Origin of the sequence: Sphingomonas sp. HMP9 (genome assembly GCF_013374115.1) — a bacterium.
In the GTDB taxonomy this organism is placed as follows: Bacteria; Pseudomonadota; Alphaproteobacteria; order Sphingomonadales; family Sphingomonadaceae; genus Sphingomonas.
On record NZ_AP022673.1, the window covers coordinates 3,109,683 to 3,121,669 of the forward strand.

General features: G+C 66.8%; 13 protein-coding genes. 8 read left to right on the forward strand and 5 right to left on the reverse strand.

All coding sequences use genetic code 11. The features are described 5' to 3' along the window. Positions 1-22 precede the first annotated feature (22 nt). The 5 genes from argB (at position 23) to HMP09_RS14005 (ending at position 3,274) form a co-directional block, all read left to right on the forward strand. On the forward strand, positions 23-940 hold the full coding sequence (gene argB, locus HMP09_RS13985) for an acetylglutamate kinase (protein ID WP_060526005.1): 918 nt from the start codon (positions 23-25) through the stop codon (positions 938-940). 234 nt (positions 941-1,174) lie between these two features. Next, complete coding sequence (locus HMP09_RS13990) at positions 1,175-1,477, forward strand: YggT family protein (protein ID WP_056066456.1); 303 nt, start codon at positions 1,175-1,177, stop codon at positions 1,475-1,477. Next, entirely contained in the window at positions 1,474-1,785 is a 312-nt protein-coding gene (locus HMP09_RS13995; protein WP_176500863.1) for a DUF167 domain-containing protein, read from the forward strand. Before HMP09_RS13990 ends, HMP09_RS13995 begins: the two co-directional genes overlap by 4 nt. Next, positions 1,782-2,657, forward strand: coding sequence for a bifunctional methylenetetrahydrofolate dehydrogenase/methenyltetrahydrofolate cyclohydrolase FolD (gene folD, locus HMP09_RS14000; protein WP_176500864.1), 876 nt, complete (start codon positions 1,782-1,784; stop codon positions 2,655-2,657). Before HMP09_RS13995 ends, folD begins: the two co-directional genes overlap by 4 nt. After that, positions 2,654-3,274: a MarC family protein gene (locus HMP09_RS14005; RefSeq protein ID WP_176500865.1), complete on the forward strand. Its 621-nt coding sequence runs from the start codon at positions 2,654-2,656 to the stop codon at positions 3,272-3,274. The genes folD and HMP09_RS14005 overlap by 4 nt, the downstream gene beginning before the upstream one ends. A gap of 84 nt (positions 3,275-3,358) precedes the next feature. Here the strand turns inward: HMP09_RS14005 and HMP09_RS14010 are convergent, their stop codons facing one another. Continuing rightward, the gene (locus tag HMP09_RS14010; RefSeq protein ID WP_176500866.1) at positions 3,359-5,146 is read right to left on the reverse strand and encodes an AcrB/AcrD/AcrF family protein; all 1,788 of its coding nucleotides are present in this window, start codon (positions 5,144-5,146) and stop codon (positions 3,359-3,361) included. Positions 5,147-5,271: 125 nt separating this feature from the next. Between HMP09_RS14010 and HMP09_RS14015 the strand changes: the two genes are divergently transcribed. Together HMP09_RS14015 and HMP09_RS14020 are read left to right on the forward strand one after the other, a co-directional pair. Further along, on the forward strand, positions 5,272-5,697 hold the full coding sequence (locus HMP09_RS14015; RefSeq protein WP_176500868.1) for a GtrA family protein: 426 nt from the start codon (positions 5,272-5,274) through the stop codon (positions 5,695-5,697). A 28-nt stretch (positions 5,698-5,725) separates the two neighbouring features. Then, positions 5,726-6,454 (forward strand): class I SAM-dependent methyltransferase, encoded by a 729-nt coding sequence (locus HMP09_RS14020; protein ID WP_176500870.1) that lies wholly within the window; start codon positions 5,726-5,728, stop codon positions 6,452-6,454. A 373-nt stretch (positions 6,455-6,827) separates the two neighbouring features. Here the strand turns inward: HMP09_RS14020 and HMP09_RS14025 are convergent, their stop codons facing one another. Further along, a complete protein-coding gene (locus HMP09_RS14025; RefSeq protein WP_176500871.1) occupies positions 6,828-7,850 on the reverse strand; it encodes a glycosyltransferase family 2 protein in 1,023 nt (340 codons plus the stop codon). A gap of 47 nt (positions 7,851-7,897) precedes the next feature. Beyond that, positions 7,898-10,003 (reverse strand): RelA/SpoT family protein, encoded by a 2,106-nt coding sequence (locus HMP09_RS14030; RefSeq protein ID WP_176500873.1) that lies wholly within the window; start codon positions 10,001-10,003, stop codon positions 7,898-7,900. A 146-nt stretch (positions 10,004-10,149) separates the two neighbouring features. Here HMP09_RS14030 and HMP09_RS14035 point away from each other — a divergent pair, with 146 nt between their 5' ends. Beyond that, positions 10,150-10,629, forward strand: a complete 480-nt coding sequence (locus tag HMP09_RS14035; RefSeq protein ID WP_176500875.1) for a winged helix-turn-helix transcriptional regulator — start codon at positions 10,150-10,152, stop codon at positions 10,627-10,629. Between the two features lie 152 nt (positions 10,630-10,781). Here the strand turns inward: HMP09_RS14035 and HMP09_RS14040 are convergent, their stop codons facing one another. Together HMP09_RS14040 and HMP09_RS14045 are read right to left on the reverse strand one after the other, a co-directional pair. Continuing rightward, positions 10,782-11,207 (reverse strand): acyl-CoA thioesterase, encoded by a 426-nt coding sequence (locus HMP09_RS14040; protein ID WP_176500877.1) that lies wholly within the window; start codon positions 11,205-11,207, stop codon positions 10,782-10,784. 1 nt (position 11,208) lies between these two features. Continuing rightward, positions 11,209-11,985, reverse strand: a complete 777-nt coding sequence (locus tag HMP09_RS14045; protein WP_176500879.1) for a sulfite exporter TauE/SafE family protein — start codon at positions 11,983-11,985, stop codon at positions 11,209-11,211. Between the last annotated feature and the right edge of the window lie 2 nt (positions 11,986-11,987).

Genomic DNA, 11,987 nt, shown 5'->3' on the forward strand with positions numbered 1-11,987 from the left:
CCGCACTGGCTAAGGGAGCGCGATGACCGATCACACGCCCGATCCCGCCCTGCTCGCCAAGGCGGAAACGCTCACCGAGGCACTGCCCTATTTGCAGCGGTACGCCGGCAAGACGTTCGTCGTGAAATATGGCGGCCACGCGATGGGCGACCCGGAATTGCAGCGCGATTTCGCCGAGGACATGGTGCTGCTGAAGGCGGTCGGCATCAACCCGGTCGTCGTCCATGGCGGCGGGCCGCAGATCGGCGCGATGCTCAAGCGGCTAGGCGTCGAATCGCGCTTCGTCGACGGCCTGCGCGTGACCGACGCGGAAACCGCGCAGATCGCCGAAATGGTGCTCGCGGGCTCGATCAACAAGGAAATCGTCGGCTGGATCGGGCAGGCGGGCGGCCGCGCGGTCGGCATTTCGGGCAAGGATGCCGGCCTCGTCCTCGCGCAGAAGGTCGGCCATGGCCGCGAGCCGGACAAGCTGCAGGGAATCGAACGCCATGTCGACCTGGGCTTCGTGGGCGAGCCGATCGCGGTCGACCGGACGATCCTCGACACGCTGATCGCGGCGGACATCATCCCGGTGATCGCACCGATCGGCATCGGCGCCGATGGTCACACTTACAACATCAATGCGGATACGATGGCAGGCGCGATCGCCGCGGCAATGGGCGCCGCGCGCTTCTTCCTGCTGACCGATATCGTCGGCGTGCTCGACAAGCAGGGCGAATTGCTGACCGATCTCGATCCGGCGCGGATCGCCGAACTGCGCGCCGACGGCACGGTGACGGGTGGCATGATCCCCAAGCTCGATACCTGCGTCGCGGCGGTCGAATCGGGTGTCGACGCCGCGGTCATTATCGACGGCCGGGTGCCGCATGCGATGCTGCTGGAGATCTTCACCAAGCAGGGCGCGGGTACGCTGGTGAGTGCGAACGGGCGCTCGCGGTAGCGTCTCGCGACGTCGCCCCACGCCTGTCATCCTGATGAAAGTCAGGATCCAGAGCCGCTAGGGTGACGTTTGTGGCTCTGGATCCTGGGTCGAGCCCAGGATGACGAGGGTTGGGGCCGCGGTGCAGCGCACATCCTCGTGCGCCCACTCGCGACACTGACCAGCGACACCACAGGGCTTCTCGTTCTCCCCCCGCCCCCTTATATCGGCAACACACCAGCGGAGACCCTTGCCTTGATCGCCCTTCTTCAGATCGTCCAGTTGCTGCTCACCGTCATCTGGTGGATCATCGTCGTTCAGGCGATCCTGTCGTGGCTGATCGCGTTCAACGTCATCAACACGCACAGCGATTTCGTCCGCACCGTGTGGACCGCACTGCAGCGCATGACCGAGCCGATGTATCGTCCGATCCGCCGCGTGCTCCCCGATTTCGGCGCGCTGGACCTGTCGCCGCTCGTCGTGCTGCTGATCCTCTACATCCTCAGCAACATCGTCATTCCGAACATCGCGCAGAATTACCTCGTCGCGACCTATTGAGCCAGCAACCGGCATGGCGCGCACTGGCTGACGGGCTGGCGATCGCCGTCCGGGTCACGCCGCGCGGCGGCCGCGACGCGCTGACCGCCGGGACCGACGCGCATTTCGCGGCGCGCCTGGCGGCGGCGCCGGTGGACGGCGCTGCGAACGCCGCGCTGATCGCGCTGGTCGCCAAGACGTTCGGCGTGCCAAAGCGCGCGGTGACGTTTGTCTCGGGTGAAACCGCCCGGCTGAAGCGCCTGCGCATCGCCGGTGACGTCGCTACGCTGGCGGAAATCGCGTCCGCGCTCTATGGGCCGCGGGCATGAGCGCGACCATCATCGACGGCAAGGCCTTCGCCGCCGGCCTCCGGGCCCGTATCGCAGACGGCGTCACCGCCTTTCGGACACAGGCGGGCCGCGCGCCCGGCCTTGCCGTGGTGCTGGTCGGCGAGGATCCCGCCTCGAACGTCTATGTCCGCTCGAAGGGCAAGGCGACGCGCGAGGCTGGGATGGAGAGCATCGAGCACCGGCTGCCCGCCGACGTGTCGGCCGACGACTTGCTCGCGCTGGTCACGACACTGAACGCCGATCCGGCGATCGACGGCATCCTGGTCCAGCTGCCCTTGCCCAAGCATATCGACGAGCAGGCGGTGATATCGGCGATCGATCCCGACAAGGACGTCGACGGGTTCCACCCGATCAACGCGGGCCGTCTCGCGACCGGGCTGCCGGGGTTCGTGCCCTGCACGCCGCTCGGCTGCGTGATGCTGCTCAAGAGCGTGTTGCCGAACCTCAGCGGGCTCGAGGCGGTCGTCGTCGGGCGCTCGAACATCGTCGGCAAGCCGATGGCGCAATTGCTGCTCCGCGAAAGCTGCACCGTTACCGTCGTGCATAGCCGGACGACGGACGTGCCCGCGCATATCCGCCGCGCCGATATCGTCGTCGCTGCCGTAGGAATCCCGCAGATGATCCAGGGCGACTGGCTGAAGCCCGGCGCGACCGTGATCGACGTCGGCATCAACCGGACCGAGACGGGGCTGGTCGGCGACGTCGACTTCGCGAGCGCGGTCGACGTCGCGGGTGCGATCACGCCGGTGCCGGGGGGCGTCGGGCCGATGACGATCGCGTGCCTGCTGCGCAATACTCTGGTCTCGGCAGGGCGCCGCGAAGGCGTTGCGATCGAGGAGTCGAGCCTGTGATAGAACTCTACATCTCGTCGCTGATCACGTTCTTCGTGGTCATCGATCCGCCGGGCTGCGCGCCGATCTATGCCGGACTGTCGGCGAGCGCGTCGGCGCTCCAGAAGCGGGCGATGGCGATCCGTGCGGTCGGCGTGTCGGCGGCGATCCTGTTCGTGTTCGCGCTGTTCGGCGAGGCGTTGCTGAAAGGGCTGGGGATCAGCCTGGCGAGCTTCCGCATTGCCGGCGGCATCATGCTGTTCCTGATCGCGCTCGAGATGGTGTTCGAAAAGCGCACCGAGCGCCGCGAGGATCGCGCCGCGAAGGTCGCCAGCGACCCTGAGGCGGAGGACGTCTCGATCTTCCCGATGGCGATGCCGATGATCGCCGGGCCGGGCTCGATCGCGTCGGTGATGCTGTTGATGAGCCGCAACAGCGGAATCGAGCGCTCGGCGGTGGTGCTCGCGGCGATGGTGACGATCCTGCTGCTGACGCTGGTCGCGCTGCTGGCCGCGGGGCCGATCATGCGGATCCTGGGCGCGAAGATCGAGGCGGTGATCACCCGCCTGCTCGGCGTGCTGTTGGCGGCACTGGCGGTGCAGTTCGTGATCGACGGGCTGACCGAAGTCCTGCGCTAGGTCGTTCTCCTGCGAATGCAGGAGCCCAGGATTACAGACGGTGTCATTCGTTACCCTGGGCTCCTGCGTTCGCAGGAGAACCGATCAATCCACCTTGAACAACCGCAGCGGCGATTTGCGCGGCAACGGTAGCGGCGTCAGCCACGCCGGCACCTCGTTCTTCGCCATCTGCGCATAGAATCCCTTCGGGCTGCGTGCCTTGTAGTTGGTCGACTCCGCCGCGTTCGGGCAAAGCAGCAGCATCGTCGCGCCGTGCCGCCTGATGATCGCATGCGCCTGGTCCGCCGTCCCGCCGAACGCGTGCTGGACGTCGAGGATCGCATCGCCGTTGCGGTGATAGGGCCCGGCGATCGCATCATGATGCGTGATCGTGATCAGCCGCGGCCCCATGTCGACGAAGGTGAAGATCGTCTGCGCGGGGTATTTGTCGAGCGCCATCAGCACGGTCGTGCGCAGGCAGTCGCCGGTCGCCATGTTGACGCGCTTCTCATACGGCTTGGGCCGGTCGATCGGCAGGTATTTGAGCACCATCCCGGCGAACATGCCCGAGACGATCAGGAACGCGGCGGCCGTCCCCAGCACGCGCACCGCGATCGATCGGTTGCCGAGCAATCGAGGGATGATCAGCCAGGCCAGCGCCGTCGCGCCCGGAATAGCCAGCAGCTGCGCCGCGGGCCCGGCGCGGACCTGCCACAGCAGCATCGCGCAGGCGAACGCGGTGAACAGCGCGACCGCCGCCCAGCCGACGGCACGCGGATCGCGCCGCGCGCGCCAGGCGGCGATGATCGCGCCGATCAGGCCGATGATCGGCAGCGTCGCCAGCGCGAAGCCGACGCGGAAGCTGTGCTTGTAGATCGGCTTGGCCTCGCGGACATTGTTCAGCCAGTTGCGCTGCAGCTCGGGCGAGATGCCCTCGGGCCGCCCAAGACACTGCGGGAAGACGAGGGCAAAGCCGACGACGATCGCCGCACCGGCCGCGACCGCCAGCGCCAGTCGCATGCCGCGCGACGCGGGCCCGAACCGTGCGAGCAGGAACAGCAGCATGCCCGCCGCGATCATCACGCTCAGCCACACCGGGGTCAGCGCGTCGCAGCGCATCGCCTGGTTGGCGTTCGACGCGAACAGCGCGAACCCGAGCGTGCTGCCCCCGCCCAGCGTCAGCGCATAGATCGACAAACGCTCGGCCTCGGACCGATCCCAAACCCAGCGCAGCGCGATGATCGCCCCTGCCATCGCGGCATAGGGCAGCAGCTCGAGACCGATCGACAGCGATACCGCACTCGCGATACCGACCATCGCGCCACCGCGACGGCCGTTCGTATCGCACAGGCCCGCGACCGTCAGGCTCAGCATCGCCAGCTGCCAGCCGTGATGATCGATCCGCTCGGGCATGAACATCAGCATCGTGGCGGTCGCGCCGACCATGAACACGACCGCGAGGGGCCAGGCATAGGGGCTGATCAACCGCCGCACGGTCGCGCTGATGCCGAGCATCGCGATCGACAACGGCAGCAGCGGCGCGATCCCGCAGGCCAGCCGCTCCGCCCAGCTGTTGCTGGTGAACAAACGGAAGAACAGGATCAGCCCGGCGATCGGCAGGTCCACGATCCGGCTCCAGTGGATGTCGAACCCGACCGGCGGGTTCAGCCGGTAGTTGCGCAGATCGTACCAGCCCTGCCCATCGAGCAGCGCGCGGACCTGCATCAGCCGCATGTTGTCGTCGGTATCGCCCAGCGACAGCCAGCGGACCTGGCCCCAGCGATCGACCATCGACCACGCCGCCACCGCCACCCAGGCGAGCAGCGTCAACGCGATCCAATGCCGATCGAGTTCGTCCAGCAACGTCCGCCGCTGAAGTGGTGCCTGATCCAAAACGCTTTCCTCCAGCCCGCACGCACTCTAGATGCGCGGGCGTATCTCAAGCGTCGCTCTATCGCGGTGCCCGTAAAGAACAAGGCACCGGCGCGATCGCCGGAGGGTAAAAGAACAAGGCGGGCATGCAGGCGATTTGGCGACAGATGGAGCAGATGCGGGCGAGCGGGGTGCTGGGCCAGCTCGTGCGCTTCGGCATCGCCGGCGGCATTTCCAGCGTGGTGTACTCGCTCGTCTACCTGCCGCTGACCGCCTATGTCTTCCCGCCGCGCCAGGCGGTGGCCGCGGTGCCGTTCGCGTTCGCGGTCGCGGTGGTGGTCGGGTTCTTCCTGCACAGCCGCTGGAGCTTCAAGGGACATGCCAAGGCGCCGGGGGCGGCGCGCCACGTCAAGTTCGTGATCGTCCAGGGCTCGGGGCTCGCGCTCAATGCGGTCATCACCTGGATCGGTACGGCGCTGCTCCATTTGCATCCGTGGATCCCGCTGATCCCTGCCGTCTTTCTTGCCGCGATCGTGACGTTCCTGCTCAACCGTTTCTGGGTTTTCAACTGATGCTTCCAACGAACTGGGCGAACTACTGATGGACCGCATCGTCTACGACCGCATGGCCGCGCATGATTCCACGCATTGGTGGTACCGCGCGCGCCGCGACATTCTCGCCGACTACCTGACCCGCTACGGCGCGTTGCCGAAGGACGCCAAGATCCTCGAGATCGGCTGCGGCACCGGACATAACCTGCCGATGCTGGCGGAGTTCGGCAGCATCGACGCGATCGAAATCGACCCGGCGGCGCGCGAGATCGCGAGCGAGCGGCTCGGCAAGCCCGTCGGCGCGGCGCCTTTGCCCGAGCTGCCGGGCGTGCCCCGCGCGCATTACGACCTGATCGCGGTGCTCGACGTGGTCGAGCATATCGAGGACGACGTCGCCGCGCTGAAGGCGATGGCAGATTGCCTCGCGCCCGGTGGCAAGATCCTGATTGCGGTGCCGGCGCACCAGTGGATGTGGAGCGCACACGACACGGTGAACCACCACCACCGCCGCTATTCGAAGGCGACGTTGCAGTCGGCGATCGAGACGGCGGGGCTCAAGCCCGAGAAGCTCGGTTATTTCAATTCGCTGCTGTTCCCGCTGGCGGCGGCGGCGCGGATTGCCGGGCGGATGACGGGGCGCGACGACAGCGACGATTCCCCGCCGCCCAAGCTGGTGAATGCGTTGTTCGAGACGATCTTCCGGCTAGAGCGGCATCTGGTCGGGCGCGTGCCGATGACGCCGGGGGTTTCGATCGTGACGCTGGCGGTAACGCGGTAGCGATCGAGGTATCTGCGCGCCCTCTTCCGTTCGTCCTGAGTAGCCGTCGAGTAGCTGCGAAGCCGCGTATAGGGACGGCGTATCGAAGGGTATTTGGCGCGCGGAACCCATACCTCGATACGACCCCTCGATACGCTCCTTACGGAGCCAGTCGGTCTCTACTCGGCACGAACGGAATAGGGCGTGGCGCAACTCCCCGAATTGGCAAGCACGCACCAAGCAATCACTACCCCGGCGAAGGCCGGGGCCCAATTGGGGAACTTGGCCGACCGAGGACGGCGTCTCGTTACTGCGACCTTTCCAATTGGGCCCCGGCTTTCGCCGGGGTGGTGCTGTTGCGCAAGTGGTGCAGCGATCGGCTTGGCGGCGTTCGTCAGTCGATGCGGACGGGAAGGGGGCCATCAGGTGCCTGCGCCGCCTCGACCGGCTCCGCGCGGAACCCCAGGGTTGCCTTGCCCTGGATCGGGCCGGCGATGTCCGCCACAATATACAGCGGCCGGCGCTTCGATTCGACGTAGAGCCGGCCGAGATATTCGCCGATCATCCCCAGCACGAACATCTGCACCGCGCCCAGGAACACGGTGACCAGCATCGTCGAGGTCCAGCCCTGCACCGCGCTGCCCGACAGCCAGCCGATCGCGATATAGACGAACAGCAGCAGCGACACGCCGGTCAGCGCGAGCCCCGCATGGCTGGCAAACCGCAACGGCGCGGTCGAGAAGCCGGTGACCGCGTCGAAGGCGAGGCGGATCATCTTGGCGAGCGGGTAGTTCGTCTCGCCCGCGAGCCGCTCGGCGCGATCATAGGGGAAGGGGACCTGGCGGAAGCCGATCCAGGCGACCATGCCGCGGATGAAGCGCGCCTGTTCGGGCAAGCTCAGGAACGCATCCAGCGCACGCCTGCTCATCAGCCGGAAATCGCCGGTGTCGAGCGGGATCGGCGTCTCGGTCATCCGAGTCAGCAGGCGATAGAAGGCGGCGGCGGTCGCCTTCTTGAACACCGTCTCGCCCGCGCGCTGGCGGCGGACCGCATAGACGACGTCGGCCTGGCTCGCCGCCATCGCCGCGCGCATGTCGGACAGCAGCTCGGGCGGATCCTGCAGATCGGCGTCGATGATCAGGATCTGCTCGCCCGCGCACAGATCGAGCCCCGCGGTGAGCGCCAGCTGATGGCCATGGTTGCGCGACAGGTTGATCGCGACCAACCGTTGGTCGGCGCTGGCGAGGCGTTGCATCACGTCCCAGCTGTCGTCGCGCGAGCCGTCGTTGATCAGGACGATCTCGTAATCGTCGCCGACCGCGACCTTGGCCGCGCCGGAAATGCGGGCGTGCAGGATGTCGAGGCACGCGGCCTCGTTATAGCAGGGGACGACGATAGAGAGAGAGGGACGGTTCATCGCCCCCGTCTAGCGTCCGCCGCGCTCGCCGTCATCGTCGGATGTTTCTACACCCGCTCCACGGTGTGCACCGCGTCCGCCGCGCGCAGCCCCGCCATCAGCCGCATCAGCTGCTGCACGTCGTGCACCTCGACATCGATCTCGTTGGTGTGGAAGCTCTTGTCGCGCGTATCGAGCCGCAGGTTGATGATGTTGGCTTTGTGCCCCCCGATGATCGTCGAGACGATGCCGAGCGAGCCCGGCTCATTCTTCACCATCACCGATATCCGCGCGACCGCGCCCTCGGTCTCGTCACCCCAGGCCACGTCGACCCAGTCGGTCTCGTTCTCCGATCGCTCGGCGAGTTCGGCGAGGACCTTGCAGTCGATCGCGTGGACCTCGATCCCGGCATCGGGGCGGCGCAGGCCGACGATCCGGTCGCCCGGCACCGGGTGGCAGCAGGTTGCGAGATCATAGGCGACACCGGGGGTCAGGCCCTTGATCGAGATCGCGCTCGATTGCGGTGCCAGCGCATGCGTGACGTCCGCGCCCGCCGACCCCGGCATCAGCGCTTCCATGACTGCGGCGTCCGACAGCGTGCGTCGCGCGATTGCGACCATCAGCGATGATTCGTCGGGCAGTTTCAGCCGTTTGAGCGCATGGCTCAGCGCATCGGTGCCGATTTGCGCGGGCAGTCGCGTGACGATGTCCTCGTACAAGGTCCGGCCCAGCGCGATCTGCTCGACGCGCTCCTTCTGGCGCAGATGTCGGCGGATCGCGGCGAGCGCCTTGCCGGTGGTCGCGACGTTCAGCCATTGCGGTTGCGGCGACTGGCCCTTCGAGCGCAGGATCTGCACCTGGTCGCCATTCTCGATCACCGTCGACAGCGGCACGACACGGCCGTTCACCTTCGCACCGACCGCCTGGTCGCCGAGGTCGGTATGCACCGCATAGGCGAAGTCGATCGAGGTCGCGCCCTTGGGCAGCTGGATCAGCTCGCCCTTCGGCGTGAACGCGAAGATGCGATCGGTGTACATCGCCATGCGCGTATGTTCGAGCAGCTCCTCGGGGCTCTCGGCCGTATCGAGGATCTCGACCAGGTCGCGGATCCAGCTGACCTGCCGATCGCTGCCGTTGATCTGCTGTTTGTATGCCCAGTGCGCCGCCAGTCCGAACTCGGCCTGCGCGTGCATGTCGGCGGTGCGGATCTGGATCTCGATGCGCGCGCTGTCGGCATGGATGACCGACGTGTGCAGCGAGCGATAGCCGTTGCGCTTGGGCGTCGAGATGTAATCCTTGAACCGCCCCGGCACCATCGGCCAGCGCTGGTGGATGATGCCCAGCGTGCGGTAGCAATCCTCCTCGGTCGGCACGATCGCGCGGAACGCCATCACGTCGGACAGCTGTTCGAAGCTGATGTGCCGCTCCGACATCTTGCGGAAGATCGAATAGGGATGCTTCTCGCGCCCCGAAATCTCGGCCCCGACGCCGGCGCGCGCGAGCACGAGCTTCAGGCCGGAGGCGATCTTGGCGATCCGGTCGCCATCGCCCTTCTTGAGCTGTTCGAGACGGCGGTTGATCGATTCGGAGGCTTCGGGCTCCAGTTGTTGGAACGCGAGCGACTGCATCTCGCGCATGAACTCGTACATGCCGATCCGCTCGGCGAGCGGCGCGTAGATGTCCATCGTCTCCTTGGCGATGCGACGGCGCTTCTCGGGTTTCGCGATATGGTGCAGCGTCCGCATGTTGTGCAGCCGGTCGGCGAGCTTGACCAGCAGCACGCGGATGTCGTCCGACATCGCGAGCAGGAACTTGCGCAGATTTTCGGCGGCGCGCTCGTTCTCGGTCTGCGCCTCGATCTTCGAAAGCTTGGTGACACCGTCGACGAGGCGCGCGACCGACGCACCGAACAGCCGCTCGATCTCCTCGGGCGTCGCGACCGTGTCCTCGATCGTGTCGTGCAGGATCGCGGTGGCGATCGTCTCGGCATCGAGATGCAGGTCGGTGAGGATGCCCGCCACCTCGATCGGGTGGCTGAAATACGGATCGCCGGACGCGCGCTTCTGGCTCCCGTGCGCCTGCATCGAGAAGACATAGGCGCGGTTCAGCAGGGCCTCGTCGGCGTCGGGATCGTAGTCGAGGACGCGATCGACCAGTTCATATTGGCGCAACACGGATCGTAGATGGGGCCGGGGAAGGACTTTTGGCAACAAAAAGCGTCGGATCACTGTGATCTAATGGCTGCATGAGTGGCGAATGCGTGGGGCGTTTCGCTTCTGTGGCATATGCGGTACGCTTGCCCACGGACGAGGATGACGTGATGGGCAAATTGCGCGAACCATTGCTGGAATGCAGCCTGCCCGCCGCGCTGGAGGCAATGGGCGAGCGCTGGTCGTTCCTGATCCTGCGCGCGGCGTTCAACGGCCTGCACCATTTCGAGGAGTTCCAGTCGGAGCTCGGCATCGCGCGCAATATCCTGGCGAACCGGCTGGCGCGGCTGGTCGAGCACGGGATCCTGGAGCGGCAGCCGATCCCGGAGGACCGCCGCAAGATCGCCTATGGCCTGACCGACAAGGGCTTCGCGCTGCTGCCGACGATGATCGCGCTCCGGCAATGGGGCGAGCGGTGGGAGACGTGCGTGCCTGCGTTCCCGATCCTGGTCGACGCGCGCGATCGGCGGCCGCTGCAGCCGGTCTCGGTGCGCGCGCATGACGGGCGCGTCTTGGGGAAGGGGGACCTGATCTGGGCGCTACCGGGCGAGGTTGCGGGGGAAGAGGCCGAAGCGGCGGCAGCGGAGTAGGGGGCGGAGCCATTTGCCCGAGAGGCCCCTCCCCGGCGGAGGCCGGGGCCCAGTTGGGGGACGTCGCTGATAAGCGTTGCGCGTCGTTACCGCGACCTTTCCACCTGGGCCCCGGCCTCCGCCGGGGAGGGGCCTGTGCGGGGGAGGACGGCTCAGGCGTCGGGCAGCGCCTCCAGCACCGCACGGATCGCGTTCGGCAGCGGCACCGGCCGCCCGGTTTCCAGATCGACATGTACGCTGACCATCGTGATCACCGTATGCAGTTCGCCCGTCTCGGCATGCGCCAGTTCGAACCGCTTCGTAAGGCTGGACGTACCGAGCTTCTCGATCCGCACGAACGCCTCGACCGTATCGCCGAGGCGGAACGGCTTCAGATAATCGATCTCGGTGCGGCGCACGTTGAACTCGGTGCTGGGCCACACCTCCGGCAAGGCCGTAGCGATCCCGGTCCAGTCCCAGAACTCGGTGACCGCGACATCGGCATATTCGAGATAGCGCGAGTTGAAGACGATGCGCTGGCCGTCGATTTCGGCATAGCGCACGCGAAACCGCGTCGAGAAGGCGAAACCCGGGCGCATGTCAGATGACCAGGCGGATGCCGACGATCGCCAGCACGGTCGCCAGCACCGGCACCAGAACGCGGTCCGACACGCGCGTTGCGATCAGGCTGCCGACGACGATCCCGGGGATCGAGCCGATCAGCAGCGACACGAGCAGGTTGACGTCGACCGAGCCGAGGATCCAGTGACCGATCCCGCCGAGCAGAGTCAGCGGCACGGCATGCGCGATGTCCGAGCCGACCAGCCGGTTGATCGGCAGCTTCGGGTACAGGATCAGGAGGGCGGTCATCCCCAGCGCGCCGGCACCGACCGACGTCAGCGAGACGAGCACGCCAAGCACTGCGCCGAGCAGGACCGTCAGCATCGCCTGACGCTCGCCGTGGACCGTGCCGACGCGCGGCGTCAGCCACGCGACGATCCGCGCGCGCAGGAACGTCGCCACCGCCGACAGGATCAGCGTCACGCCCAATATGACGGTGATCGCATGGCCGGTGTCGGACGATTTCTCGCCGAGATGGTTAAGCATGAGCAACGTCGCGATCGCCGCGGGAACGCTGCCGGTCGCGAGCCGCCGCACGACGCGCCAGTCGACCGTCCCGCGCCAGCCATGCACGGTCGTGCCTACCGTCTTGGTCGCCGAGGCGTAGAGCAGGTCGGTGCCGACCGCGGTGGCCGGGTGGAAGCCGAAGACGAGCACCAGCAGCGGCGTCATCAACGATCCGCCACCGACCCCCGTCAGTCCGACGATGAGGCCGACGAGCACGCCGGCCACCGAATACAACAGATTGATATCCACGT